Source organism: Pseudomonas sp. GD04015 (assembly GCF_029837675.1).
Classification (GTDB): domain Bacteria; phylum Pseudomonadota; class Gammaproteobacteria; order Pseudomonadales; family Pseudomonadaceae; genus Aquipseudomonas; species Aquipseudomonas paralcaligenes.
Genome location: NZ_JAOEEE010000007.1, coordinates 149541 through 174012 on the forward strand (window position 1 = coordinate 149541; position 24472 = coordinate 174012).

Annotated in this window: 25 protein-coding genes and 1 pseudogene; 13 read left to right on the forward strand and 13 right to left on the reverse strand. The window is 67.1% G+C overall.

Annotated elements, in window-relative coordinates; all coding sequences use genetic code 11:
* The first annotated feature begins 148 nt into the window (after positions 1–148).
* The 5 genes from N7640_RS08690 to lptG all read left to right on the forward strand — a co-directional run bounded on the left by N7640_RS08690 (position 149) and on the right by lptG (position 3965).
* The gene (locus N7640_RS08690; RefSeq protein ID WP_279903541.1) at positions 149–952 is read left to right on the forward strand and encodes a DNA adenine methylase; all 804 of its coding nucleotides are present in this window, start codon (positions 149–151) and stop codon (positions 950–952) included.
* A gap of 65 nt (positions 953–1017) precedes the next feature.
* A complete protein-coding gene (locus N7640_RS08695) occupies positions 1018–1200 on the forward strand; it encodes a hypothetical protein (RefSeq protein ID WP_279903542.1) in 183 nt (60 codons plus the stop codon).
* 17 nt (positions 1201–1217) lie between these two features.
* Positions 1218–1448, forward strand: a complete 231-nt coding sequence (locus N7640_RS08700) for a hypothetical protein (RefSeq protein WP_279903543.1) — start codon at positions 1218–1220, stop codon at positions 1446–1448.
* 341 nt (positions 1449–1789) lie between these two features.
* A complete protein-coding gene (gene lptF / locus N7640_RS08705) occupies positions 1790–2911 on the forward strand; it encodes an LPS export ABC transporter permease LptF (protein ID WP_279903544.1) in 1122 nt (373 codons plus the stop codon).
* Positions 2904–3965, forward strand: coding sequence for an LPS export ABC transporter permease LptG (gene lptG, locus N7640_RS08710; RefSeq protein ID WP_220811043.1), 1062 nt, complete (start codon positions 2904–2906; stop codon positions 3963–3965). Before lptF ends, lptG begins: the two co-directional genes overlap by 8 nt.
* Positions 3966–4187: 222 nt before the next feature.
* Here lptG and N7640_RS08715 read toward each other — a convergent pair whose 3' ends face one another.
* Positions 4188–4391, reverse strand: coding sequence for a hypothetical protein (locus tag N7640_RS08715; protein WP_279903545.1), 204 nt, complete (start codon positions 4389–4391; stop codon positions 4188–4190).
* Positions 4392–4490: 99 nt separating this feature from the next.
* Positions 4491–5753, reverse strand: coding sequence for an Hsp70 family protein (locus N7640_RS08720; RefSeq protein WP_279903546.1), 1263 nt, complete (start codon positions 5751–5753; stop codon positions 4491–4493).
* A 133-nt stretch (positions 5754–5886) separates the two neighbouring features.
* On the opposite strand from N7640_RS08720, the gene N7640_RS08725 reads away from it, so the two are divergent.
* Positions 5887–6624, forward strand: coding sequence for a transporter substrate-binding domain-containing protein (locus tag N7640_RS08725; protein ID WP_279903548.1), 738 nt, complete (start codon positions 5887–5889; stop codon positions 6622–6624).
* A 4-nt stretch (positions 6625–6628) separates the two neighbouring features.
* Here the strand turns inward: N7640_RS08725 and N7640_RS08730 are convergent, their stop codons facing one another.
* Positions 6629–7348, reverse strand: a complete 720-nt coding sequence (locus tag N7640_RS08730; protein ID WP_279903549.1) for a DUF4198 domain-containing protein — start codon at positions 7346–7348, stop codon at positions 6629–6631.
* A gap of 16 nt (positions 7349–7364) precedes the next feature.
* A complete protein-coding gene (locus N7640_RS08735) occupies positions 7365–9392 on the reverse strand; it encodes a TonB-dependent siderophore receptor (RefSeq protein ID WP_279903628.1) in 2028 nt (675 codons plus the stop codon).
* Between the two features lie 259 nt (positions 9393–9651).
* Here N7640_RS08735 and N7640_RS08740 point away from each other — a divergent pair, with 259 nt between their 5' ends.
* Positions 9652–10515, forward strand: a complete 864-nt coding sequence (locus tag N7640_RS08740; protein WP_279903550.1) for an oxaloacetate decarboxylase — start codon at positions 9652–9654, stop codon at positions 10513–10515.
* On the opposite strand, the gene N7640_RS08745 is transcribed toward N7640_RS08740, so the two are convergent.
* The gene (locus N7640_RS08745; RefSeq protein WP_220811036.1) at positions 10505–11242 is read right to left on the reverse strand and encodes a transporter substrate-binding domain-containing protein; all 738 of its coding nucleotides are present in this window, start codon (positions 11240–11242) and stop codon (positions 10505–10507) included. The genes N7640_RS08740 and N7640_RS08745 overlap by 11 nt on opposite strands.
* Before the next feature lie 108 nt (positions 11243–11350).
* Between N7640_RS08745 and N7640_RS08750 the strand changes: the two genes are divergently transcribed.
* The gene (locus N7640_RS08750; RefSeq protein WP_220811035.1) at positions 11351–11617 is read left to right on the forward strand and encodes a DksA/TraR family C4-type zinc finger protein; all 267 of its coding nucleotides are present in this window, start codon (positions 11351–11353) and stop codon (positions 11615–11617) included.
* Between the two features lie 7 nt (positions 11618–11624).
* Here N7640_RS08750 and N7640_RS08755 read toward each other — a convergent pair whose 3' ends face one another.
* Positions 11625–12347, reverse strand: a complete 723-nt coding sequence (locus N7640_RS08755; RefSeq protein WP_279903551.1) for a TorF family putative porin — start codon at positions 12345–12347, stop codon at positions 11625–11627.
* 241 nt (positions 12348–12588) lie between these two features.
* Between N7640_RS08755 and N7640_RS08760 the strand changes: the two genes are divergently transcribed.
* Complete coding sequence (locus N7640_RS08760) at positions 12589–13479, forward strand: AEC family transporter (protein WP_279903552.1); 891 nt, start codon at positions 12589–12591, stop codon at positions 13477–13479.
* Positions 13480–13482: 3 nt separating this feature from the next.
* On the opposite strand, the gene N7640_RS08765 is transcribed toward N7640_RS08760, so the two are convergent.
* The 3 genes from N7640_RS08765 to N7640_RS08775 all read right to left on the reverse strand — a co-directional run bounded on the left by N7640_RS08765 (position 13483) and on the right by N7640_RS08775 (position 15927).
* Positions 13483–13887 (reverse strand): DUF3592 domain-containing protein, encoded by a 405-nt coding sequence (locus N7640_RS08765; RefSeq protein WP_279903553.1) that lies wholly within the window; start codon positions 13885–13887, stop codon positions 13483–13485.
* 443 nt (positions 13888–14330) lie between these two features.
* Positions 14331–14834 carry a GNAT family N-acetyltransferase gene (locus tag N7640_RS08770; RefSeq protein WP_279903554.1) on the reverse strand — a complete coding sequence of 168 codons (504 nt, stop codon included), beginning with the start codon at positions 14832–14834 and terminating at the stop codon, positions 14331–14333.
* 43 nt (positions 14835–14877) lie between these two features.
* Positions 14878–15927: an AraC family transcriptional regulator gene (locus N7640_RS08775; protein ID WP_279903555.1), complete on the reverse strand. Its 1050-nt coding sequence runs from the start codon at positions 15925–15927 to the stop codon at positions 14878–14880.
* Positions 15928–16231: 304 nt separating this feature from the next.
* On the opposite strand from N7640_RS08775, the gene eat reads away from it, so the two are divergent.
* From eat to N7640_RS08795, 4 genes are all read left to right on the forward strand, one after another.
* Positions 16232–17602 carry an ethanolamine permease gene (eat, locus tag N7640_RS08780; protein WP_262880386.1) on the forward strand — a complete coding sequence of 457 codons (1371 nt, stop codon included), beginning with the start codon at positions 16232–16234 and terminating at the stop codon, positions 17600–17602.
* A gap of 58 nt (positions 17603–17660) precedes the next feature.
* The gene (locus N7640_RS08785; protein WP_279903556.1) at positions 17661–19055 is read left to right on the forward strand and encodes an ethanolamine ammonia-lyase subunit EutB; all 1395 of its coding nucleotides are present in this window, start codon (positions 17661–17663) and stop codon (positions 19053–19055) included.
* Between the two features lie 225 nt (positions 19056–19280).
* Positions 19281–20105, forward strand: a complete 825-nt coding sequence (gene eutC / locus N7640_RS08790) for an ethanolamine ammonia-lyase subunit EutC (RefSeq protein WP_279903557.1) — start codon at positions 19281–19283, stop codon at positions 20103–20105.
* A gap of 116 nt (positions 20106–20221) precedes the next feature.
* Positions 20222–21079 carry a phytanoyl-CoA dioxygenase family protein gene (locus N7640_RS08795; RefSeq protein WP_279903558.1) on the forward strand — a complete coding sequence of 286 codons (858 nt, stop codon included), beginning with the start codon at positions 20222–20224 and terminating at the stop codon, positions 21077–21079.
* Positions 21080–21269: 190 nt separating this feature from the next.
* Here the strand turns inward: N7640_RS08795 and N7640_RS08800 are convergent.
* From N7640_RS08800 to urtC, 4 genes and pseudogenes are all read right to left on the reverse strand, one after another.
* Positions 21270–21356 (reverse strand): annotated as a pseudogene (locus N7640_RS08800) (transposase); the annotation flags it as partial.
* 158 nt (positions 21357–21514) lie between these two features.
* Complete coding sequence (gene urtE / locus N7640_RS08805) at positions 21515–22213, reverse strand: urea ABC transporter ATP-binding subunit UrtE (RefSeq protein ID WP_279903559.1); 699 nt, start codon at positions 22211–22213, stop codon at positions 21515–21517.
* An 82-nt stretch (positions 22214–22295) separates the two neighbouring features.
* Positions 22296–23147 (reverse strand): urea ABC transporter ATP-binding protein UrtD, encoded by an 852-nt coding sequence (gene urtD / locus N7640_RS08810; protein ID WP_279903561.1) that lies wholly within the window; start codon positions 23145–23147, stop codon positions 22296–22298.
* A 145-nt stretch (positions 23148–23292) separates the two neighbouring features.
* Positions 23293–24378, reverse strand: a complete 1086-nt coding sequence (urtC, locus tag N7640_RS08815; RefSeq protein ID WP_279903562.1) for an urea ABC transporter permease subunit UrtC — start codon at positions 24376–24378, stop codon at positions 23293–23295.
* Positions 24379–24472 lie beyond the last annotated feature (94 nt).

A 24472-nucleotide genomic window follows, 5' to 3' on the forward strand; every position in this document is an offset into this window, starting at 1 on the left:
TAAAGGGGCGGGCGGTTCCGGGTGCGCCAACACCCGTGCCGCCCGCCGAACCCGCAGACCACACCTGCAAGCCCAGCCAAGGCCCCCGCTTCGTGCACAAAGCGAGCGGAGCCTAGCACTGTTTATTTATCCAGTAAAAGGCCTGCAAATGACAAACCCGATCATCCCCTGGATGGGCGGCAAGCGCCGTCTTGCTGACCGTTTGATCCCCCTGTTTCCGCCGCACGAGTGTTACGTCGAGGTGTTCGCTGGTGGTGCCGCGCTTTTCTTCCTGCGGCCGCAGCCGGCGCCCGTAGAGGTGTTGAACGATATCAACGGCGACCTGGTGAGCCTCTATCGCGTGGTGCAGAACCACGTCGAGGAATTCGTGCGGCAATTCAAGTGGGCGCTCTCCAGCCGCCAGCTGTTCGAGTGGCAGAAGATCACCCGCCCCGAGACGCTGACGGATATCCAGCGAGCGGCACGCTTCTTCTATCTCCAGCACCACGCCTTCGGTGGGAAAGTGGCGGGCCAGACTTTCGGGACGGCCACCACCGGCCCGGCGCCGAACATCATGCGCATCGAGGAGAATCTCTCCTCGGCTTGGGCGCGGCTGGCCGGAGTGTACGTCGAGAACCTGCCGTGGCTGGAGTGCGCCGAGCGCTACGACAGGGCGCACACCTTCCTCTACATGGACCCGCCGTACTGGCAGACCGAGGGCTACGGCGTGGCTTTCCCCTTCGACCAGTACCTGGCGATGGCCGATTTCATGCGCCGGTGCAAGGGCCGGGTGATGGTGAGCATCAACGATCATCCCGATATCCGGGAGGCGTTCGAGGGCTTCCACATGGAGCGCCTGGATATCCGCTACAGCAACACGAACCAGCGCCAAGGCCCGGCCGAGGTGACCGGTGAACTGGTGATCATGAACTGGTCGCCAGCCGCTCTCGGCGGGCTGTTCGCTGGGCTCTGAACTGCTTGCTATGCGGCGACACCAGAGCGTTACTGGTGCCAGCCAAACAAACTGAGGAAGCCCGCATGACCCTGCCTGCACTGACCCCTGCCGCCCAAGAACAGCTACGGGATATCGCCGAAAAGTTGCTGGGCGTAGAGACCCTGGACACCCGCCACTCGGACAGCCTGGATTTTCACGATCTGGCGGTCTGGTCGGTCAAGGCGGCGCTAGAGGCTGCCTACCGTGCAGGGCAGGAACCCCGGTGATAGCAAAGGAGAAACCTGTGAAAACCACCATCGAACAGAGCCTGGCCGACTACCTGACCGGCTATACCCGCAACAACCCCGCCGGCCGAGACCACCTCATCAGCTACTCGAACTGGCAGACGATGGCTCAGCTGGAACTGGATCGCCGGGCGAGCAGCCTGCTGTCGGTCCTGCCGGATGCCGAGCTGCAGGCGATTGCCGAGGGCGCGGTCAACCTGGCCGACATCGCGCGCGGCCTGCCTGCCTGACCCGCAGCTACGAAAACGCCGCCCAGGAGGGCGGCGTTTTTCGTTTGTGTGGCCCGCTGGCCGGACGCACGGGAATGAAATGGGAGTGGGCCGGTCAGAGCCATACCAGCGCAGCATGGCTTGTACCATTTTCTGTACCACCGCAGGCGCAACTAGGCGTAATTCGGCGCGATTCTGCGTATGCAGCCCCGATAAATTCGGCCTTTCTACGCCGTGACACGCCAAACCAATCGGCGGATAATGCCCGCTATTTTTTCGAGGCCCGCCGAGGCGGGCCGTGCCATCGAGAGCGGCTAGTGTGAGCGTTGCCGCCTGAGCCTGACAACCCTGGAGCGTCCGGTTTGATCGTCTTCCGTTATCTGTCCCGCGAGGTGCTGGTCACCCTGGGCGCGGTGAGTGCCGTGCTGCTGGTGATCATCATGAGCGGGCGTTTCATCAAGTACCTGGCCCAGGCCGCACAGGGCGTGCTGGACCCGGGCGTGCTGTTCATGATCATGGGCTACCGCATGCCCGGCTTCCTCCAGCTGATCCTGCCGCTGGGACTGTTCCTCGGCATCCTGCTGGCCTACGGCCGGCTGTACCTGGACAGCGAGATGACCGTGCTGTCCGCCACCGGCATGAGCAACCGCCGCCTGCTCGGCTACACCATGGCGCCGGCCGCCATCGTCGCCGCGATCGTCGCCTGGCTGAGCCTGGGCCTGGCGCCCCAGGGCGTGGCCGAGGTGGCCCGCATCTTCAACCAGCAGGACGCCCTGACCGAGTTCGACACCCTGGTGCCGGGCCGCTTCCAGGCCATGAAGGACGGCTCGCGGATGACCTACACCGAGGGCCTGTCCGAGGACCGCGGCCAGCTGGAAGGCGTGTTCATCACCGAGAAGCGGCCGAGCGCCAAGGACGGCAGCCAGCGCGGCATCACCGTGCTGGTGGCCGAGAAGGGCAGCCAGGTGATCCAGTCCGACGGCAGCCGCTACCTGATCCTGGAGAACGGCTATCGCTACGACGGCAACCCCGGCGAGGCCGACTACCGCGCCACCCAGTACGAGACCCACGGCGTGCTGCTGCCCAAGCCCAGCGTCAGCGCTGAGATCGGCGAGCGCGAGGCGATTCCCACCCGCGAGCTGATCGGCAGCGACCAGCCCCGGCACCAGGCCGAGCTGCAGTGGCGGCTGTCGATCCCGCTGCTGGTGTTCGTCGTCACCCTGCTGGCGGTGCCGCTGGCCAAGGTCAACCCGCGCCAGGGTCGTTTCCTCAAGCTGCTGCCGGCGATCCTCCTGTACATGGCCTACCTGGCGCTGCTGATCGGCGCGCGTGGCCAGCTGGACAAGGGCAAGATCCCCATGCAGCTGGGGCTGTGGTGGGTGCACGTGCTGTTCCTGCTGATCGGCGCCGGCCTGTTCCTCTGGCAACCGCTGAAGCTCAGGCTGGCCAGCCGCCGCGCGACGCAGGAGGTGGCCCATGCATAAGCTCGATCGCTACATCGGCACCAGCGTCTTCTTCGCCATCGTCTCGGTGCTCGGCATCATCGTCGGACTGGCCCTGCTGTTCGCCTTCATCGACGAGCTGGGCGACCTCAGCGACAGCTACGGCACCCTCCAGGCCCTGACCTACGTGATCATGACCTTGCCGCGACGGGCCTACGAGATGCTCCCCATGGCGGCGCTGATCGGCTGCCTGATCGGCCTCGGCAGCCTGGCCAGCAACAGTGAGCTGACCATCATGCGCGCCGCCGGCGTGTCGGTCGGGCGCATCGTCTGGGCGGTGATGAAGCCGATGCTGGTGCTGATGCTGGCCGGCGTGCTGATCGGCGAGTACCTGGCGCCATGGAGCGAGAACCAGGCCCAGGCCCACCGCGCGCTGGCCCAGGGCGGCGGCGAGGCGCAGAGTTCCAAGCACGGCCTGTGGCATCGCCAGGGCCAGGAGTACGTGCACATCAACGCCGTGCAGCCCAACGGCAGGCTGGTCGGTGTGACCCGCTACCAGTTCGACGGCGAGCGCCGGCTGCAGTCCGCCAGCTTCGCCCGTCGCGCCGAATACCAGGGCGATCACTGGCAACTGGAGGGCGTGCAGACCACCCGCTTCCACGAGAACAGCACCGAGGTGGTGGAAGCGCCCGCCGAGCGCTGGGACATCGAACTCAACCCGCAGCTGCTCGGCACCGTGGTGCTGGAGCCGGAGGCGCTGTCGGTGACCGGCCTGTGGCGCTACATCCACTACCTGGCGGAGCAGGGCCTGAACAACGGCACCTACTGGCTGGCGTTCTGGACCAAGGTGCTGCAGCCGCTGGTGACCGCGGCGCTGGTGCTGATGGCGATTTCCTTCATCTTCGGCCCGCTGCGCTCGGTGACCCTCGGCCAGCGGGTATTCACCGGCGTGCTGGTGGGCTTCGTGTTCCGCATCGCCCAGGACCTGCTGGGACCATCCAGCCTGGTGTTCGGCTTCTCGCCGCTGCTGGCGGTGGCCGTGCCGGCGGCGATCTGCGCCCTGGCCGGGGTGTTCCTGCTGCGCCGGGCTGCCTAGGGCTGGTCGCGTGCGCGTGGCCTGGGAGGCCCCGCGCACCCCTATGGAAAGGCCGGGTAATGCCCTAATGCTGTTTAATCAGACGCGACCAGTTGTTGGGCCAACCCTGTAGGAGCGGACTTGTCCGCGAACGGGGCAGGCAGCAAAGCTTCGCGGCCAAGGCCGCTCCCACGAGGGCAGCCATAAGTGAGCAGCATTAGGGCATTGCCGGCTTTTTTCTTTTCACGGCTCGCTCTGCTGTTCCATCTGCTGCAGGCGCTGCTGGCTCTGCGCGTTGACTTGATCGATCTGCTGCTTGAGCTGCTCCATCTGCTGCTGGGCCTGCTGCGCCTTGTCGGCCTGCAGCTTGGCGGTTGTGGCGGTGGCCGCGCCGCCGTCGCAGGCGGCGAGGGCGAGCAGGCTGGCGAGAAGCAGGGCGTTGCGCATGACGGTCTCCGGCGGAAGAAAGGCCCACCTTACCGAGGTGGCGGCCGCCTTGCAGCGACCGCCGTCACCAATGGCCTAGGGCTGGTGAAGGGGTGATGGTCAGCCGTAGCGGCGCGCGGCCTCGATGGCCAGGCCGCTGCCGATGCTGCCGAAGGTGTCGCCCTCGGCGACGCGGGCGTTGGGCAGCCGTTCGGAGACGCAGCGGCGCAGGGCCGGCACGCCGCTGGAGCCGCCGGTGAAGAACAGGGTGTCGACCTGCTCGTGGTTCACGCCGGCGCGGACCAGCAGTTCGTCGACACCGGCGCGGATGCGCTCCAGCAGCTCGTCGATGGCCTGCTCGAACAGCGGCCGGTCGAGGTTCGCTTCTAAGCCATCCTCGATCCGCGCCAGGTCGATGCGGTGGGCGTCTCGCTCGGTCAGGGCGATCTTCGATTCTTCCACCTGCATCGCCAGCCAGTGGCCGGCGCGCTGCTCGGTGAGGCGCAGCAGGCGGTCGATGCCGGTGGGATCGACGATGTCGTAGCGCATGTTCTTCAGCGCCAGCTGGGCCTTCTGCGCGTACACCGCGTTGATGGTGTGCCAGGTGGCGAGGTTGAGGTGGTGGCTGGTGGGCATCAGCGCGTCGCTCTTCATCCGGCTGCCGTAGCCGAACAGCGGCATGACGCCGTCCAGGCTGAGCTGCTTGTCGAAGTCGGTGCCGCCGATGTGCACGCCGCCGGTGGCCAGGATGTCGTCCTGGCGCTCGGCCTTCTCGCGGCGCTCCGGCGCCAGGCGCACCAGGGAGAAGTCCGAGGTGCCGCCGCCGATGTCGACGATCAGCACCAGTTCCTCGCGGGTCACGCTGCGCTCGTAGTCGAAGGCCGCGGCGATCGGCTCGAACTGGAAGGAGACGTCCTTGAAGCCCAGCTTGTGCGCCACCGCCAGCAGGGTGTTGGCGGCCTCGGCGTCGGCCTGCGGGTCGTCGTCGACGAAGAACACCGGGCGGCCCAGCACCACCTGCTCGAATTCGCGACCGGCCTGGGCCTCGGCACGGCGTTTCAGCTCGCCGATGAAGAAGCCGAGCAGGTCGCGGAACGGCAGGGCGCTGCCCAGCACGGTGGTCTCGCTCTTCAGCAGCTTGGAGCCGAGCAGGCTCTTGAGGGCGCGCATCAGGCGTCCCTCGTAGCCCTCCAGGTATTCGCCCAGCGCCTGGCGGCCGTAGACCGGGCGGCGCTCCTCGGTGTTGAAGAAGATCACCGAGGGCAGGGTGATTCTGCCGTCCTCCAGTTCCAGCAGCGGCTCCACGCCCGGGCGCCACCAGCCGACGGTGGAGTTGGAGGTGCCGAAGTCGATGCCCAGGGCATTGGCGGGACGGGAATTCATGATGCGCTCCGGAAAAACGGCCGCGCATTCTATGTCAGTGCGCCGGTAGTTGCATGCCGCAGATCGGCCTGTCGTGCTCGACGCCTTTCGACGCAAGTCCTAGGATGACTCGCAGGACCCGACGGAGAATGCGATGCCTGCCCGGTTGTTCGCCTGGCTGATGCTGGCCCTGCTGCCTGGCCTGGCGGTGGGCGAGCTGCGCCTGTACACCGAGGAGGCGCCGCCCACCAGCTTCCTGCGCGACGGCGAGCCGGACGGCTACGCGGTGGATCTGGTTCGCGAGCTGTCCCGGCGCACCGGCAGCGATGCCCATATCGAGCTGATCCCCTGGACGCGCGGCTACTACCTGGCCCGCCACGAGCCGGACGTCGGGCTGTTCATGGTGGTGCGCACCCCCGAGCGCGAATCGGTGTTCCAGTGGGTCGGCCCGATCCTGCAGGGCACCACCCGCTTCTATTCGCTGAAGGACAGCGGCCTGCGCATCGAGAGCCTGGAGGCCGCCCGGCGTGCCGGTACCCTGGCGCTGCCCAAGCAGTGGTACACCTACGAGACCCTGGAGCGCATGGGTTTCACCAACCTGCACGGGGTGGCGAGCCCCCGGCTGATGGTGAGCATGCTCAAGCACGGGCGGGTCAAGCTGATCGCCACCGAGGACCTGTCCCTGCGCGAGGAGCTGGCCGGCGGCGGGCTGACGCCGGACGAGGTGCAGGGGCACATGGCGTTCATGCAGTCCGACTACTACATCGCCTTCTCCGCGCGCACGGCGCCCGGCCGGGTCATGCGCTGGCAGCGGGAGCTGGAGGCCATGCGCCGCGACGGCAGCCTGGAGCGTATCCGCCAGCACTGGCTGCCGCGGGCGGAGCGGTTCTGAGGGGTTATTCGTGGTGCTCGCTGCCGAGGAAGGTCAGCGAGCTGAACAGGCCCAGTTCCTCGATATCGGCGTCGCCCTTCACCGGCAGGTAGAGCTGGGTGGCGATCACGTTCAGGCCCTCGTTGCGCACCGTCACTTCGGCATAGCCCTCGGCGTCGGTGGTGGCGCTGACCTCGTGGGGCATGCCGCGGTAGTCGCCGATCAGCTTCACGCCCTTGGCCGGCTTGCCCTCGGCCAGCACCCGGACGCGCAGCGGCTTGCCCGGCCCGACGGCGGTCGGGTCGCTCTGCGGCACGATGGCCAGGCGCAGCTTGTCCAGCGCCGGCAGCCTGGCGCCGGCCTGGAGGATCGCCAGGCTGTACTTGTAGGTGTGCAGGGAATGGGTGGAGTCCGGCACCTGGCTGCGGCCCTGGTTGACCCAGCTCTTGTCCGGCTTCTGCGACCAGGCGCCGTTGTCCAGGGCCACCGCCAGCACCGCGGGCGCGCGCAGGGGCTGCAGGCGGGCGTGGTCGTCCAGGCGCTGGACGCCGACCGGGATGGTCCGGCCGCTGGCGCCATAGGCCCAGGCGCCACTGACCTTGTGCGCCTTGAAGGCGTCGTCCTCGGCGCCGTGGCCGTAGATCACTTCGTGGTTGCCGCGGCGCTGTTCGGTCCACAGGCCGTGGGCGGAGGCCTGTCCGCAGAGGATCAGGCCGGCGAGCAGCAGGGGGAGGGGAGTACGCATCGGGAAGTCCTTTCGGTCAGAGGTCGAGGGTCAGGCTGAAACTGAGGTTGCGGGGTTCGCCGGGCAGTACCCAGACGCTGTTGTAGGCGCGTTCGTAGTACTTGCGGTCGAACACGTTGTTGAGGTTGACGCCCAGGGTGACCTGCTCGCTGGCCTTGTAGTGGGCCAGCAGGTCGAGGGTCTCGTAGGCCGGCAGGCGGAAGTCGCTGCCGGCCTGGCCGGAGCGTTCGCCGACGTGGGTGACGGCGGCGCCGATGTCCGAGCCGCGCAGCGCGCCGTGCTGGAACTCGTAGACGGCCAGCAGGCTGCCGCTGTGGCGGGGGATGCCGAGCAGGTCGCTGCCGGCCGGGAGGGCGGCGTCGCCCTTGGTCACCTCGGCGTCGATGTAGGCGTAGGCGCCGATCAGGCGCAGGGCGTCGCTCAGCTGGCCGCTGAACTGCAGGTCCAGCCCGCGGCTGCGCGCTTCGCCGGCCGCCACGCTGTCGCCGAGGGCGTCGGTGGTGACGACGTTTTCCTTGTCGATGTGGAACAGCGCCATGCTGCCGCCCAGGCGGCCGTCGAGCAGGTCCAGCTTGAGCCCGGTCTCGTAGCCCAGGCCTTTCTCGGGCTGGTAGACCTCGCCGCGGCTGCCGATGGCGTTGGGCTTGAACGAGGTGCCGGCGTTGGCGAACAGGCCGACCTCGGGGACGAGCTGGTAGAGCAGGCCGATGCGCGGGGTGGCGACGTCCTTGCGCTGCTCGTTGGCGACGCCGCTGGCGCGGTTCAGCGAGCGCTGCTCGACCCGTTCCAGGCGCACGCCGAGCAGCCCGCGCAGACGGTCGGTGAAGGCGATCTGGTCCTGCAGGTTGAGCGCGTAGCTCTCGGTGCGCTCGTGGAAGTCGTTGGGCCGGGTGATCGGCGGCTTGGGCGTGCCGTAGACCGGCTTGCGAATGTTCAGCCCGTAGCTGGCCAGGGTCTCGCTCTGGGGATACTTCTGGCTGTTGCGGTAGTTCTCGTATTCCAGGCCGATCAGGCTCTGGTGCTGCCAGCCGGCCAGCTCGAAGCTGCCGTGCAGCTCGACCTGGGTGATGCTGTCGTTCCACTCGAAGTCGCGCTGGCGGTAGAAGCGGGTGAGGGTGTCGCCGACCAGCCGCTGCGGCTCGGAGCTGTCGCCGCGCAGGTGGCCCTGGGTGTAGTGGTTGGCCAGGCGCAGCTTCCAGCCTTCGTCGAGGTGGCGCTCCAGGGCCAGGTCCAGGGTCTGGTTGTCGTTGCGGATGTCGCCGTCGTTGGGTTCGCTGAAGAAGGCGGAGCGGCGCACCGCGCCCAGCTCGCCTCCGACCGCCGGCAGGCCGCGGTCGAACACGGATTCGGTGCGGGCGAACTCGGCGTCGAGCTGCAGCAGGGTGTCCGCGTCGAGCTGCCAGCTCAGCGAGGGCGTGACCACCTGGCGGCGGTTGTCCACGTGGTCGCGGAAGCTGCCGTTGTCCTCGACCGCCAGGTTGATCCGCGACAGCAGGCTGCCGTCCTCGCTCAGCGGGGTGTTGGCGTCCAGGCTGGCGCGGTAGCGGTCCCAGCTGCCGGCGCTCAGGTTGAGCCGGCTGAACGCCTCGGCCTGGGGCTTCTTGCCGACGATATTGACCAGCCCGCCGGGGTCGCCGCGGCCGTAGAGGCTGGCCGAGGGGCCCTTGAGCACTTCGATTCGCTCGATGCCGGAGGCGTCCGGCGCGCTGTAGCTGCCCCGGTTGATGGCGAAGCCGTTGCGGTACAGCTCGCCGGTGGTGAAGCCGCGCACGCTGTAGTTGAGGAAGGTCAGGCCGCCGAAGTTGTTCTGCCGCGACACGCCGCCGGCGAAATCCAGGGCGCGGTCGATGCGCGTGGTGTTGAGGTCCTCCAGCACCTGCGCCGGCACCACCTCGATGCTCTGCGGCGTGTCGCGGATATCGACGTCGCTGCGGGTGGCGGTGGCCGAGTGGGTGGCGCGGTAGCCGTCGACGGGACCGGTGGCGCTTTCGTAGCGGTCGCCGCTGATGGTCACGCTCTCCAGCTGCACGGCGTCTTGCGCCATGGCGCCCTGCACGACCAGGGAGGATATTCCTATCGATCTGTAGATGAGATTTTTCATGCTTCTTTCCTGTTTGGATGTAATAACATAACAAAATAGAATCGAAGGAATCCAGCACCCGCAGCGACAGGTGGGCAGGCTTGTGAGTGGCATCCCGGTATGCGCCGTGCGTGAAGAAGGGCTGGGATACTTGGCTGGTTTTGTAGTTTTGCTACATAATTGGTCCGACCAAAAATACGACGAACCAGCCGTGGCGCCTTTCATGCACAGAGCTTCACATCACGATCTTCGCGCGCAGTTCCGCGCGCTTCTCGACTCGAACGCCTGCTATCACACCGCGTCGGTGTTCGACCCCATGTCCGCGCGGATCGCCGCCGACCTTGGCTTCGAGGTTGGCATCCTGGGCGGTTCTGTAGCTTCACTACAAGTTCTGGCCGCGCCCGATTTCGCCCTGATCACCCTCAGCGAGTTCGTCGAGCAGGCTTCCCGCATCGGCCGGGTCGCGCGGCTGCCGGTGATCGCCGACGCCGACCACGGCTACGGCAACGCGCTCAACGTGATGCGCACGGTGACCGAACTGGAGCGCGCCGGGATCGCCGCCCTGACTCTCGAGGACACGCTGCTGCCGGCCCAGTTCGGGCGCAAGTCGACCGACCTGATCGGCGTCGCCGAGGGCGTCGGCAAGATCCGCGCGGCGCTGGAAGCGCGCATGGACCCGGCGCTGTCGATCATCGCCCGTACCCATGCCGGCGTGCTGGAGGTCGACGAGGTGATCCACCGCACCCGCGCCTACCAGGAGGCGGGCGCCGACGCCATCTGCATGGTGGGCGTGCGCGACTTCGCCCACCTGGAGCTGATCGCCGAGAACCTCAATGTGCCGCTGATGCTGGTCAGCTACGGCAACCCGCTGCTGCGTGACGATGCCCGCCTGGCCAGCCTCGGCGTGCGCATCGTGGTCGATGGCCACGCCGCCTACTTCGCCGCGATCAAGGCCACCTACGACTGCCTGCGCGAGCAGCGCGGGATTGCCGCCAGCGACCTCAACGCCACCGAGCTGACGCACAAGTACACCCAGCCCGAGGACTACATCGTCTGGGCGCGCGAGTACATGAACGTCAAGGAATAGCGGTCGCCTCGTCGATCAGGCGCTGCAGCGAGCCGTCCTCGTGCATCTCCCGCAGCGCCTGGTCGAAGCGCAGCAGCAGGTCCTGGCGCCGGGCCTGCTTGGCGAACACGAGGTAGGTGGGGTTGATGCTCAGCGGTTGGGGCAGTGGCTGGAGTTCGTCCAGCCCGTCCTGTTCCAGCAGCCGCCTGGCGGCCATCTCGATGACGACCACGGCGTCCAGCCGGCCAGACGCCAGCTTGCGCAGGTTGGCCTCGTCGGAGCTGCCCGGCTGGGCGTCGATGCGTCCCTCCCGCACCGCCCGGTCGAAGTCGTCGGTGTAGCTCCAGCCGCGGATCACGCCGATCCGGCGGCCGTGCAGGTCCTCGATGCCGCGGAAGTCGAACGCCCGGTCGCGCCGCACGTAGAGCAGCAGGCGCTCCTCGTAGATGGGGTCGGAATAGTCGAAGACCCGCAGCCGCTCGGCGTTGCGGTAGATGCCGCCGATGCCCACCTCGCCGGCGGCGCCCTTGAGCAGGGCGCGCTTCCAGGGCATGGCCTGCAGGCTCAGGGGCTCGCCGAGGCGGGCGAACACCGCCTCCAGCATCGCGGGATACAGTCCCCGGGCCTGGCCGTCGTGCAGATACATGAATGGCGGGTTGGCGTTGTCGATGGCGACCAGGGTTTCGGCGCGCGCCAGCAGCGCGCAGCAGCCCAGCACGAGGGCCGCGAGCAGACGAGAGCAGGGCATCGACGGACTCCTTTCGCTGTTCCTTCCAGCATAGTCCGGCGGCGCGCTTGCATTCGGCGCGGCGGGCGCCCATATCTTCAGGATCACATCCCCTATCCGGAGGTCATCATGGCCGGAGGCTGGACCAACGACGATGCGGTACAGGAGCAGATCGACAGCAGCATCGAGGACGCGGTGGCCCGCGCCCGCAGCCAGCTGCCCCGGGGCGAGAGCCTGAGCCGCTGCGAGGAGTGCGATGCGCCGATCCCCCAGGCCCGCCGTGAGGCGGTGCCCGGCGTGCGCCTGTGCGTGAAGTGCCAGGCCGAGCACGACAGGGAGCAGGCGGCGTTCAGCGGCTACAACCGGCGCGGCAGCAAGGACAGCCAGTTGCGCTGAGCCGGCGTCACAGCAGCGGACGTTCCGCGCGGATCATCAGCAGGCCCTCGCACTGGCCGTTGTTGCCCGAGTAGGCGGCGCAGCGCTCGCCGCCCAGCGAGGAGCCGCCGTAGGAGAGCTTCAGCGCGTTGCCGCCCCAGGCCCGCGTCAGGTTCAGCGACCAGTCGCCGAAGGAGCGCACCTGGGCACCGGAACCCAGCCTGACCGGGTTGTCCAGGCGGTGCGCGCCGTACTGCAGGGTCATGCCCAGGTCGAGCGGGTGGGGCAGGGCGAGGTCCAGCAGCAGGTTGCCGTCCTGGCGTCCCGGTCGGTCGGCGACGGCGAGGCCGAAGCGGCTCTCCAGCAGGGTCAGGCCGGCGTAGTACTGGTTGTGGTCGAGGCCGTCGACGCCGAGGCGGCTGTAGCGGATCAGCCCCACTTCGTAGCCGAGGCGGTCGTCCAGCGGGCGCCGCAGGCCGGCGTAGGCGTCCAGTTGCGGCTGGCCGCCGTCGAGCAGGCCCATGCTCGGCGCCCAGCCGCCGAAGTACCAGCAGTCCTCGCGGCTGAGGTCCAGGCCGCCGTGGAAGGTGCCGCTGGCGCTGGGCTGGATCAGGCCCTGGGCCATGCTGCGGGTCGGCTGGGTGGCGAGGCGCAGGTCGTAGCCGGCGAGTTCGCGTTCCATCACGTAGGCCTGCGCACTGGCGCAGGCGAGCAGCGCGAGGCTGCCCAGCAGGAGTCTTCGGATGTGCATAGCGGATTCCCCATGATGCTGTCGCTGGCAGAAGCGAGGTGATCGGGGCGGGCGCTCTGGGGCGCCTCGCCATGGTGGAAGTGGCTTTCTAGAGCGGTCCGAGAATAACCGCGGAGGTCTGGCGCGGGCGTCCGTTCGTCGATTGGCGGAGCTGGATCGACGTGCGGTCGGCTCGTGGGACATTGCCGGGACGGGGTGATACTTGCGAAGCTAACGAAGTTTTTCGCCCGCCGGAGTCTCCATGCTGTCCTCCATTCTCGCCACCTTGCTGCCGGTGTTCCTGATCGCCGGTTGCGGGGCTCTCTATGGCCGTTTCCGCAGCCCGGACATCCGCCAGCTCAACACGCTGAACATGGAGCTGTTCGTGCCCCTGCTGGTGTTCGTGGTGCTGGCCGAGCGCCAGGCGCCGCTGCAGGACTATGCCGGCCTGGCGCTGGCCGGCGCCGGGGTGGTGCTGGGCTCGGGCCTGCTGCTGTGGCCGCTGGCGCGCCTGTTCCGGCTGGACATCCGCACCTTCCTGCCGCCGATGATGTTCAGCAACGCCGGCAACATGGGCCTGCCACTGATGGTGCTGGCGTTCGGCGAGCAGGCGTTGCCGGCGGCGGTGGTGCTGTTCGTGGTGGAGATGCTGCTGCACTTCTCGGTGGGCCTGCACATGCTTGACCGCCATGCGCCGCTGTGGCGCCTGCTGCGGGTGCCGGTGGTGATCGCCAGCGTCGCCGGCCTGGCCGTCAACCTGGGTGGCGTGCCGCTGCCGGGCTGGCTGCTGGAGGCCTGCCGCATGCTCGGCGAGATCAGCATCCCGCTGATGCTGTTCGCCCTCGGCGTGCGCATGCTCGACGTGGATTTCGGCGCCTGGCGCATCGGCCTGCTCGGCGCCGTGGCCTGCCCGGCGAGCGGTCTGCTGCTGGCCTGGCCGCTGGCCCATCTGCTGGACCTGCAGGGCGTGCAGCTGGCCACCCTCTGGCTGTTCGCCGCGCTGCCGCCGGCGGTGCTCAACTACATGGTCGCCGAGCAGTACCGCCAGGAGCCGCACAAGGTCGCGGCGCTGGTGCTGATCGGCAATCTGGGCAGTGTGGTCGTGATGCCGCTGGTGCTGGCCGTGCTGTTCGCGGCTGGCTACGGCAAGTGACGCTCAGGGCCAGCGGCGCAGGCGCAGGGGCGGCACGCCCGCCAGGGCCATGCTGGCGCCGAGCAGGCCGAGCAGCAGGGTGCTGCCCCAGAGCGCGCCGGCGTCGTCGATGACCGCGCTGCTGACCGGGGAATCCGGCAGGTAGCGCACGTTCACCGGCATGCCCAGCTGGTAGCCGAAGACCAGCCCGGCCTGGGCGTAGGAGACGGTGTTGCCGCGCTCGTCGACGAAATCGATCAGCGGCTGCGAGCCGTTGGCGTCGAGGGCGCTGACCTGGCCCGAGGCGGACTTGGCCGTCTGCAGGAAGTCGAGGCGCTGGGAAAAGGTATGAGCGGCTGCCAGTAGCAGCAACGCACCGATCAGGGCGAACGGCATGCCCCTGGAACGGGAGAGAGAAGGCGAGGCCATGGGGACCGAGCTCCTGTCGTCCAAGGATGAGATGACTCAGGGTAGTGGCGTCGCGGCGGACTTACCGTGACGGCGCTCACAGCCATGCGGGAACGGGAAGTATTCCCGGGCCCCTCGGAACCCGTTCGAAGTCTCGCGAGCGGAAAAACAAGGCTCTGTCCACGTGAGTTGTTGCACACCTTGTGGGAGCGGATTCATCCGCGAATGTCGCGGCCAATCGGAATGCCGCCCAGCCGCTCCCACAAGAGCAGAATGCCGCCACCAACCCGTAACGGGTACATGCCCAAAACAAGGCGAAAGTGGCTGGGGAAGCGGCGTTTACGCGTGGTAAATGAGCATGACTCGCTCCGTTCACCCTTCGGGTCGCGCTAAAGCGTGTTAGCAGCAAGCTGCTTTCCGCGGTCACGTTCAACGCGGTTTTTCCGACACGCAGCAGCAGGTTCTCACTCCAGGACCAGCTGCATGAAGGTCAGGTCCAGCCAGCGGCCGAACTTGCGGCCGACCTGGGGCATCTGCCCGGTGACGACGAAGCCGAGCCGCTGGTGCAGGGCGACGGAGGCGGCGTTCTCGCGCTCGATGGCGGCCACCATCACGTGCAGGCCGGCGGCGCGGGCGCGTTCGATCAGCGCCTGCAGCAGTGCCTTGCCCAGACCCTTGCCCTGCTGGTCGGCGCGCACGTAGACCGAGTGCTCGACCGTGTGGCGGAAGCCGTCGAAGGCGCGCCAGGTGCCGTAGCTGGAATAGCCGAGCACGCCGCCGGCCGCGTCCACCGCCACCAGTACCGGGAAGCCGGCGGCGCTGCGCTCGGCCAGCCAGGCTCGGCGATTGGCGAGGTCCACCGGGGTTTCGTTCCAGATGGCGGTGCCGTTCTGCACGGCGTCGTTGTAGATGGGCAGGATGCCCTCGAGGTCGGCGTCGCCGGCGTCGCGGATCAGGTAGGACGTCATGGTGTCGGTCGTCGGGTCGGGCGGCCAGTGTACCCCGGCTCGCTCAGGCGGTGGCGGTCTGCAGCCATTGCCGCGGACTGGCGTCGAACCAGCGGCGGAAGGCGCGGGAGAAGGCGCTGGTCTCGGAGTAGCCGAGCAGCGGCGCCAGTTCGCTGACCGGCAGGCGCCGGCGCAGGTAGTGCAGGGCCAGTTCGCGGCGCACCTGGTCGATCAGCGCGGAGTAGCTCAGGTTCTGCTCGCGCAGACGGCGCTGCAGAGCGGCCGGGGTCAGACCGAGGCCGGCGGCGATCTGCTCCAGCGCCGGCTCGCCGAGCGGCAGGGCGTCGCGCACCAGACCGCGCGCCTGGTCGACCAGGCACTGGCGGTGCTGCTGGCCGCCGAGACGCTGGATGGCATCCTGCACCAGCATCAGTAGCACCGGGTCGCGCTCGGGCATCGCCTGGCCGGCCAGGTCGCGTTTGGGAATCAGCAGGGCGTTGCACGGCTGGTCGAACAGCACCGGCGCGTCGAACGCGGCCAGGTGCTCGCGCCAGCCTTCCGGGCGGGTGTGCTCGAACAGCACGGCGCGCGGTGCCCAGTCCGGGCCGAGCACGTGGCGCACCAGGTTGAGGGCCATGCCCATGGTCAGCTCGGCGTCCTGGCGCTTGTCGAGGATCGCCGGGTGGCGCACCTGGTAGTCGAAGCGGTAGCACTCGCCGATGTCCGCCAGGCGGATCAGGGTGTCGTGCTGGTGGTAGGGGAAGGCCCGGGCGAAGTTCTGCAGGGCCTGCTCCAGGCTGTCCGAGCACAGCCCGACGTAGCCCAGCAGGCCGAGGGCGCGCGGCTGGAACTGCTGGCCGTAGCGCAGCCCGAAGTTGTCGCAGCCGGATTGCGCCGCCGCTTCCTCCAGCACCTTGCAGTAGTTGCTCAGGCTGAGGCTCAGGGTCGGGTGCAGCAGCAGGTCGGGGTCGATGCCGGCCACGCCGAACACCCGGTCCGCGTCGCCGCCCTGCTGGCCGATGAAGCGGTCCAGGCCGCTGGCGGCGGCCGACAGCACGCCGAGGTTGCTCGGCGAGTCGGTCATGGCCAGCGGGTGGGGGATGTTCAGGGACATAGGGGACGGGGCGCGTGGAGGTGATGCGCGGACGTAGCAATAGTCGTGCCCCGGGCATCGGCCGGACGCGGGGCGCGCCTGCCATGCCTCGGGCGCATGCCGCTGCATCGTGTTGGGGCGGGGCGCCGGCGAATTGCACTCCCATGGCGCAGAAGCCAGGCGCGACGCGGCCTGTGGCCTCGCTGGCGAGTTGACCCTGGAGCCGTGCGCGGACTTTGCAAGGTCAAGTCTCGGCCGGGGTCGGCTGGATATCCTCGCCGGGCGATCGACGTTCGACGTGGCTCTCACCTCGAGGAATTGGCAAATGACGACAACCCAACTCAAACCCACCCTGGGCACCCTGCACCTGTGGGGCATCGCCGTGGGCCTGGTGATTTCCGGGGAATACTTCGGCTGGAGCTACGGCTGGGGCGTGGCCGGCACGCTGGGCTTCCTGGTCACCACGCTGATGGTGGCGACGATGTACAGCTGCTTCATCTTCAGCTTCACCGAGCTGACCACCGCGATTCCCCACGCGGGCGGGCCGTTCGCCTATAGCCTGCGCGCGTTCGGCCCCGCCGGCGGGATGATCGCCGGCATGGCCACCCTGATCGAATTCGTGTTCGCCCCGCCGGCCATCGCCATGGCCATCGGCGCCTACCTCAACGTGCAGTTCCCCGGTCTCGACCCCAGGATCGCGGCGGTGGGGGCCTACTTCATCTTCATGACCCTCAACATCCTCGGGGTCAGCATCGCCGCTACCTTCGAGCTGGTGGTCACGGTGCTGGCGGTGCTCGAGCTGCTGGTGTTCATGGGCGTGGTGGCGCCGGGCTTCAGCTTCAGCAACTTCGTCATCGACGGCTGGGCCGGCAGCGACGTGTTCGGCCTGCCCGCGGTGGCCGGCATCTTCGCCGCCATCCCGTTCGCCATCTGGTTCTTCCTCGCCATCGAGGGCGCGGCCATGGCCGCCGAGGAAGCCAAGGACCCGAAACGCACCATCCCGCGCGCCTACATCGCCGGCATCCTGACCCTGGTCAGCCTGGCCATCGGCGTGATGCTGTTCGCCGGCGGGGTGGGCGACTGGAAGGCGCTGTCCGGGATCAACGATCCGCTGCCCCAGGCGATGAAGACGGTGGTCGGCGAGAACTCCACCTGGCTGCACATGCTGGTGTGGATCGGCCTGTTCGGCCTGGTGGCGAGCTTCCATGGCATCATCCTCGGCTACTCGCGGCAGTTCTTCGCCCTGGCCCGCGCCGGCTTCCTGCCGCCTTCCCTGGCCAAGCTGTCGCGCTTCCACACCCCGCACCGCGCGATCATCGCCGGCGGCCTGGTGGGCATCGCGGCGATCTTCAGCGACGGCCTGATCAACCTGCAGGGCATGAGCCTGACCGCCGCGATGATCACCATGAGCGTGTTCGGCGCCATCGTCATGTACATCATGAGCATGCTCAGCCTGTTCAAGCTACGCCGCAGCGAGCCGAACCTGGAGCGCACCTTCCGCGCCCCCGGCTATCCGGTGGTGCCGGGCATCGCCCTGGCCCTGGCGGTGGTCTGCCTGGTGGCTATGCTGTGGTTCAACGGCACCATCGCGCTGCTGTTCCTCGGCCTGATGACCATCGGCTTCGTCTATTTCAGGCTGACCGGCGCCCAGCGCAGCTCGGTGCCCGTCGATTCGATGCTGGCGCAGCAGCCCTGAGCGCGACACCCGGGCGCCGCGCGAGGCGCCCGCATCTACCGCACCGAGGAGCCCACCCATGGCCGCTTTTGCCCACACGGTAGGCCACCAGACCTGGCGTTTCGACAGCCTGCGCGAAGTCATGGCCAAGGCCAGCCCGGCCCGCTCCGGCGACCACCTGGCCGGCATCGCCGCGGCCAGCGACGCCGAGCGGGTCGCTGCGCAGATGGCGCTGGCGGATATCCCGCTCAGGCACTTCCTCGACGAGGCGCTGATTCCTTACGAAGACGACGAGATCACCCGGCTGATCGTCGACGGCCACGACGCGGCGGCCTTCGCCCCGGTCGCCCACCTGACTGTCGGCGGCCTGCGCGACTGGCTGCTCGGCGAGCAGGCCGACGAGGCCGCGCTGCGTGCCCTGGCCCCGGGGCTGACCCCGGAGATGGCGGCGGCGGTGTCGAAGATCATGCGCGTGCAGGACCTGATCCTGGTGGCGCAGAAGATCCGCGTGGTCACCCGCTTCCGCAACACCATGGGCCTGCGCGGGCGGATGTCGACCCGGCTGCAGCCCAACCATCCGACCGACGACCCGTCCGGCATCGCCGCCAGCATCCTCGACGGCCTGCTCTACGGCAACGGCGACGCCATGCTCGGCATCAACCCGGCCACCGACAGCCTGGGCGCGCTGAGCGACCTGCTGAAGATGCTCGACGCCATCATCCAGCGCTACGGGATTCCCACCCAGGCCTGCGTGCTGACCCACGTCACCAGCTCCATCGCCGCCATCGAGCGCGGCGCGCCGGTGGACCTGGTGTTCCAGTCCATCGCCGGCACCGAGGCGGCCAACGCCGGCTTCGGCATCAGCCTGGAGGTGCTGCGGGAGGGCCATGAAGCCGGGCTGTCACAGAAGCGCGGTAGCCTCGGCGACAACCTGATGTACTTCGAGACCGGCCAGGGCAGCGCGCTGTCGTCGGGCGCCCACCATGGCGTCGACCAGCAGACCTGCGAAGCGAGGGCCTACGCGGTGGCACGGCATTTCAACCCGTTCCTGGTGAACACCGTGGTCGGCTTCATCGGCCCGGAGTACTTGTACAACGGCAAGCAGATCATCCGCGCCGGCCTGGAAGACCACTTCTGCGGCAAGCTGCTGGGCGTGCCGATGGGCTGCGACATCTGCTACACCAACCACGCCGAGGCTGACCAGGACGACATGGACACCCTGCTGACCCTGCTCGGCACCGCCGGCATCAACTTCATCATGGGCATCCCCGGCTCCGACGACGTGATGCTCAACTACCAGACCACCTCCTTCCACGACGCCCTCTACGCCCGCCAGGTGCTCGGCCTGCGCCCCGCGCCGGAGTTCGAGGCCTGGCTGGAGCGCATGGAAATCCTCTCCCAGCGTGATGGCCGGCCCCACCTCGGCGGCGCGCTGCCGCCGGCCTTCCGCCAGGCCGTGGCGCGGTTGGGGTAGGGCCATGTCCACCCATGTGAAGGTAGGGTGCGCCGTGCGCACCGGCGGCGGTGTGGTGCGCACGGCGCACCCTACGAACCACCGTAGGGCGGGTGCAACCCGCGCATGCGAGGCACAAGGAATCGGCAGCCGGGTAGGAGCGAGCTCTGCTCGCGAAGCTTTTTGCGGGGCCGGTTCGCGAGCAAAGCTCGCTCCTACGGATCGGCACCCGCCCGAGGAATGTGCATGAACGACGACCAGCCGCCGAGCGGCGCCATCGACGATCCCTGGCAGGCGCTGCGCCGGCTGACTCCGGCGCGCATCGCCCTGGGCCGCGCCGGCACCAGCCTGCCCACCGGCGCGCAGCTGGACTTCCAGTTCGCCCACGCCCAGGCGCGCGACGCCGTGCACCTGGCGCTGGACGCCGAGGCGCTGGGCGCGGGGCTGGCCGAGCGCGGGCTGGAGACCCTGGCGCTGCACAGCGCCGCGCCCGACCGGCACACCTACCTGCAACGCCCGGACCTGGGCCGGCGCCTGGACGCGGATTCGGCGCAGGTCCTGCGCGACCATCGGCAAGGCCATCCGGACGGCTACGACCTGGCCATCGTGATCGCCGACGGCCTGTCCGCCCTGGCCATCCAGCGCCACGCGCTGCCCTTCGTCGACCGTCTGCGCGAGCAGATGGCGGGCGACGGCTGGTCGCTGGCGCCGCTCTGCGTGGTGCGCCAGGGCCGGGTGGCGGTGGCCGACGAGGTGGCCGAACTGCTCGGCGCACGGATGGTGGTGATCCTGATCGGCGAACGCCCCGGCCTCAGCTCGCCGGACAGCCTCGGCCTGTACTTCACCTGGGCACCGAAGGTCGGCCTGACCGACGCCTACCGCAACTGCATCTCCAACGTGCGCCAGGAGGGACTTAGCTACGGCCTGGCGGCCCATAAATTGCTATACCTCATGCGTGAGGCATGCCGGCGCAAACTATCCGGCGTTAACCTGAAGGACGAGGCCGAGCTGCCCGGTCTGGCCGGCGAGCAGCAGGTGCGGCTGAACTTCCTGGTGGATGGGTTGCAGTAGTCTGGGTGGCTGTTGAATTTGGCTGAGTGCCATGCGGAAGTTCGTAACCCTGCTTGCGCTTGTTTTGGCGTTTCATAAGACGCTAGACTCGGGGGTAATAGGCAGCAGGGGGTTATATGGGTTCGTATGCTGAGCAGTTTGATCGGGATGGTTTTTGCATAATTCCGAATGCAATATCGTCAGGGCTGGTGGAGAAGGCCAATCTTGCTATTAATGCTTTTCGAAAGAAAAATGATTCGTTGCTGATGAGTCATGACCTTCTGGTCGAAGGTCTGCTCCAAAGGGTTGTCAATTTTCATCACTCAGTAAGGCCTTTGCGGGACATCTTTGTTGCGGCAATGAGCGCTGGTTGTGATGTGGTTGATCAATACGGTGAGGCAACGCTTTATACTTCTTTGTTTTTTGAGCTGGGCAGCCAGCAACCTTTGCACCGAGACACCCCTTATTTTTATTCCGGCGGCGATGCTGGTTACATGGGGGTCTGGGTGGCATTAGACGATGTCGATGAGAACAACGGGGCGCTGGTCGCCGTCCGGGGCAGTCATAAGATACCCGATCCGGATATCGTAAAGCTGAGAGAGCAGTTCTTTCCTGATGGAAATGTACCTCCATCGCATACGCCGTTATTCAATGCCTACAATGAAGCAGTATTGGAAATGACTAGGCAGAGTGATATGCCTATTGTTACTTGTAAGGTTAAAGCGGGGGATATGATCATATGGAATCCTGCTACTTTGCATGGCGGGCTTCCCCATTTGAATAAGGCGCTGACTCGCCGGTCTTTTGTGATGCATATCACTCCGGAGAATATGCCGATGAAAAATATGGATTACTTTTTTGATCGGGATAAGGTTGTGCCCCCTGTGCAGAGAGAATACTCAGAATATTGCGGAAGGAAGATTGTTTCGGGGGCGGTAGTTGATTTTCGGCATATTAAACATTTCTCCTTAGATGATCTTGGGTTGTTTGATTAATTGACTGTTCGCTCGGTGAGGAGGGCGAGCTAGCTGCCTCCGGATTCCTAGAGCTGTCCTAGTGTTTTTCAAAATCCACCGGAGATAGCTGCATAGCTCGGTATGATTAAAGGCATTGCCGTAGGCTTCTTCGCGGGTGTTATAAATTTCCGCCAGATGTGTTCCCACTTCAGCGACTGGAAAGGCTTCCCGCCACTTCTGCAACGGGAAAACCGCACTTGGTCACTTGCTTGAACGCTTCGATCTTGAATTCTTCGGGGTAACGCTGGTTGCTCATAGTGCCTCCTGATGGGCCTCATTAGGAGACTTGAAGGTATCTACGAAACCAGAAGACTTACGGAGCAACTTAGTTGCTCCAGATGATCGAGCGTTGCTACTGATGGGGCGCGCTGTTAGCGCCACCCAGTGGCTAGATCAGGATGTCTTAGGATAGTTTCAGATCGCCACCAGGCCGCGCACGCCGTCTGCCTCCATGGTCTCGCCGCGGCCCTGCTGGACGATCTCGCCGCGGCTCATCACCAGGTACTGGTCGGCCAGCTCGGCGGCGAAGTCGTAGAACTGCTCTACCAGCAGGATGGCCATGTCGCCGCGCTCGGCGAGCTTGCGGATGACCACGCCGATCTCCTTGATCACCGAGGGCTGGATGCCCTCGGTGGGTTCGTCGAGGATTAGCAGGCGTGGCTTGCTGGCCAGGGCGCGGCCGATGGCCAGCTGTTGCTGCTGGCCGCCGGAGAGGTCACCGCCGCGACGGTGCTTCATCTCGCGCAGCACCGGGAACAGCTCGTAGATGAATTCCGGCACGGTCCTGGCCTCGCTGGCGCCGAACCGCGAGAGGCCCATCAGCAGGTTTTCCTCCACGGTCAGGCGCGGGAATATCTCGCGACCCTGGGGCACGTAGGCGATGCCGGCATGCACCCGCTGGTGCGGCTTGTAGGCGTTGATCGCCTGGCCTTCCCACTCGACCTTGCCTTCCTTGGCCGGGATCAGGCCCATCAGGCATTTCAGCAGGGTGGTCTTGCCCACGCCGTTGCGCCCGAGCAGGCAGGTGACCTCGCCGATCCTGGCCTCGAAGGACAGGCCGCGCAGGATGTGGCTGCCGCCGTAGTACTGGTGGAGCTGTTGGACTTGCAGCATGTTCTGTCCTCAACCTCGTTTCTTGGTGCGCGCGGCGCACCCTACGGGGGTGTAGGGTGCGCTGTGCGCACCGGGTCCTGTCTCAGCGGCCGAGGTAGACCTCGATCACCCGCTCGTTGGCCTGCACCTCTTCCAGCGAGCCTTCGGCCAGCACGCTGCCCTGGTGCAGCACGGTGACGTGGTCGGCGATGCTGCCGACGAAGCCCATGTCGTGCTCGACTACCATCAGCGAGTGCTTGCGCGCCAGCGACTTGAACAGCTCGGCGGTGAACTCGGTCTCGGCATCGGTCATGCCCGCCACCGGTTCGTCGAGCAGCAGCAGTTGCGGCTCCTGCACCAGCAGCATGCCGATCTCGAGGAACTGCTTCTGGCCGTGGGACAAGAGCCCGGCCGGGCGATGGCGGGAGGCGTCCAGGCGGATGGTGGCGAGCACTTCCTCGATGCGGTCCTTCTGCGCGCCGGAGAGCCGGGCGCGCAGGCTGGCCCACACCGACTTGTCGGTCTTCAGCGCCAGTTCGAGGTTCTCGAACACGCTCAGCGCCTCGAACACCGTGGGCTTCTGGAACTTGCGGCCGATGCCGGCCTGGGCGATCTCGACCTCGCTCATCTGGGTCAGGTCGAGGGTGTCGCCGAAGTAGGCGACACCGTTGTCCGGGCGGGTCTTGCCGGTGATCACGTCCATCATGGTGGTCTTGCCGGCGCCGTTGGGGCCGATGATGCAGCGCAGTTCGCCGACGCCGATGTACAGGGTCAGGTCGGTCAGCGCCCTGAAACCGTCGAAGCTGACGTTGATGTCTTCCAGGGTCAGGATGGTGCCGTGGCGCACGTCCAGGCCCTTGCCCGCCGCGCTGCCGAGGCCGACCGCGTCGCGGCCGCTGCCGGCCGGGTCGAAGGCGGGTTCGAGCATGAATTCGGGTACCGGAGCGACTCTCATTGGTCCTTCTCCGTGGAAGTCGTCAGGAGCGCGTCGCGAGCAATTTCAGCTGCAAGGCGCGCGGCGCACAGCGACGAGACAGTACGAGTGGGTACGGCGAGGAGCGAGCACCGCGCAACGCCGCAGATGAAATGCGCAGTAGCGATCATGATGACTTCCTCTTGATCAGACCGATCACGCCATTGGGTAGGAACAGGGTGATGACGATAAACAGCGCGCCCAGGGCGAACAGCCAGTATTCGGGGAAGGCCACGGTGAACCAGCTCTTCATGCCGTTGACCAGGCCGGCGCCGAGCAGCGGGCCGATCAGCGTGCCGCGCCCGCCGAGGGCGACCCAGATGGCGGCCTCGATGGAGTTGGTCGGCGACATCTCGCTGGGGTTGATGATGCCCACCTGCGGCACGTACAGCGCGCCGGCCAGGCCGCACAGCACCGCGCTCAGAACCCAGATGAACAGCTTGTAGCCGCGCGGGTCGTAGCCGCAGAACATCAGGCGGTTCTCCGCGTCGCGCAGCGCTGTCAGCACCCGGCCGAACTTGCTGCGCGCCAGCATGAAGCCCAGCACCAGGCTGCCGATGAGCAGCAGCACGGTGCACAGGAACAGGGTGGCGCGGGTGCCCGGGGCGGTGATGTCGAAGCCCAGGATGGTGCGGAAGTTGGTGAAGCCGTTGTTGCCGCCGAAGCCGGTCTCGTTGCGGAAGAACAGCAGCATGCCGGCGAAGGTCAGCGCCTGGGTCATGATCGAGAAGTACACGCCCTTGATCCGCGAGCGGAAGGCGAAGAAGCCGAACACCAGGGCCAGCAGGCCGGGCGCCAGCACCACCAGGCACAGGGCCCAGAGGAAGCTGCTGGTGCCGTACCAGTACCAGGGCAGTTCGGTCCAAGCGAGGAAGCTCATGAAGGCCGGCAGCCCATCACCCGCGCTCTGGCGCATCAGGTACATGCCCATGGCGTAGCCGCCGAGGGCGAAGAACAGGCCGTGGCCGAGCGAGAGCATGCCGGCGTAGCCCCAGACCAGGTCCAGCGCCAGTGCGACGATGGCGTAGCAGAGGATCTTGCCGACCAGGGTCAGGCCGTAGGCCGAGACGTGCAGGGCGTGGTCCGCCGGCAGCAGGTGCAGCAGCGGCATGGCCAGCAGCAGCGCCAGCACCAGCAGGCCGATGGCCAGCGAGACCTGCGGGCCGAGCTTGGCGGTGGTGCGTGCCAGCAACGTTTGGTTTATCGCATTCATCAGTCGATCACTCGTCCTTTAAGTCCGCAGGGCGGGTGCAACCCGCCTCTGCAGCGATGGCGTCCGGTCGGTCTGGCGGGTTTCACCCGCTCTA

Bases quoted from the DNA above. Each gene is read 5' to 3' on its own strand.
- N7640_RS08690 (WP_279903541.1), top strand. From the start codon at position 149: ATGACAAACCCGATCATCCCCTGGATGGGCGGCAAGCGCCGTCTTGCT.
- N7640_RS08695 (WP_279903542.1), top strand. From the start codon at position 1,018: ATGACCCTGCCTGCACTGACCCCTGCCGCCCAAGAACAGCTACGGGAT.
- lptG (WP_220811043.1), top strand. From the start codon at position 2,904: ATGCATAAGCTCGATCGCTACATCGGCACCAGCGTCTTCTTCGCCATC.
- N7640_RS08715 (WP_279903545.1), bottom strand. From the start codon at position 4,391: ATGCGCAACGCCCTGCTTCTCGCCAGCCTGCTCGCCCTCGCCGCCTGC.
- N7640_RS08720 (WP_279903546.1), bottom strand. From the start codon at position 5,753: ATGAATTCCCGTCCCGCCAATGCCCTGGGCATCGACTTCGGCACCTCC.
- N7640_RS08725 (WP_279903548.1), top strand. From the start codon at position 5,887: ATGCCTGCCCGGTTGTTCGCCTGGCTGATGCTGGCCCTGCTGCCTGGC.
- N7640_RS08730 (WP_279903549.1), bottom strand. From the start codon at position 7,348: ATGCGTACTCCCCTCCCCCTGCTGCTCGCCGGCCTGATCCTCTGCGGA.
- N7640_RS08735 (WP_279903628.1), bottom strand. From the start codon at position 9,392: ATGGCGCAAGACGCCGTGCAGCTGGAGAGCGTGACCATCAGCGGCGAC.
- N7640_RS08740 (WP_279903550.1), top strand. From the start codon at position 9,652: ATGCACAGAGCTTCACATCACGATCTTCGCGCGCAGTTCCGCGCGCTT.
- N7640_RS08745 (WP_220811036.1), bottom strand. From the start codon at position 11,242: ATGCCCTGCTCTCGTCTGCTCGCGGCCCTCGTGCTGGGCTGCTGCGCG.
- N7640_RS08750 (WP_220811035.1), top strand. From the start codon at position 11,351: ATGGCCGGAGGCTGGACCAACGACGATGCGGTACAGGAGCAGATCGAC.
- N7640_RS08755 (WP_279903551.1), bottom strand. From the start codon at position 12,347: ATGCACATCCGAAGACTCCTGCTGGGCAGCCTCGCGCTGCTCGCCTGC.
- N7640_RS08760 (WP_279903552.1), top strand. From the start codon at position 12,589: ATGCTGTCCTCCATTCTCGCCACCTTGCTGCCGGTGTTCCTGATCGCC.
- N7640_RS08765 (WP_279903553.1), bottom strand. From the start codon at position 13,887: ATGGCCTCGCCTTCTCTCTCCCGTTCCAGGGGCATGCCGTTCGCCCTG.
- N7640_RS08770 (WP_279903554.1), bottom strand. From the start codon at position 14,834: ATGACGTCCTACCTGATCCGCGACGCCGGCGACGCCGACCTCGAGGGC.
- N7640_RS08775 (WP_279903555.1), bottom strand. From the start codon at position 15,927: ATGTCCCTGAACATCCCCCACCCGCTGGCCATGACCGACTCGCCGAGC.
- eat (WP_262880386.1), top strand. From the start codon at position 16,232: ATGACGACAACCCAACTCAAACCCACCCTGGGCACCCTGCACCTGTGG.
- N7640_RS08785 (WP_279903556.1), top strand. From the start codon at position 17,661: ATGGCCGCTTTTGCCCACACGGTAGGCCACCAGACCTGGCGTTTCGAC.
- eutC (WP_279903557.1), top strand. From the start codon at position 19,281: ATGAACGACGACCAGCCGCCGAGCGGCGCCATCGACGATCCCTGGCAG.
- N7640_RS08795 (WP_279903558.1), top strand. From the start codon at position 20,222: ATGGGTTCGTATGCTGAGCAGTTTGATCGGGATGGTTTTTGCATAATT.
- urtE (WP_279903559.1), bottom strand. From the start codon at position 22,213: ATGCTGCAAGTCCAACAGCTCCACCAGTACTACGGCGGCAGCCACATC.
- urtD (WP_279903561.1), bottom strand. From the start codon at position 23,147: ATGAGAGTCGCTCCGGTACCCGAATTCATGCTCGAACCCGCCTTCGAC.
- urtC (WP_279903562.1), bottom strand. From the start codon at position 24,378: ATGAATGCGATAAACCAAACGTTGCTGGCACGCACCACCGCCAAGCTC.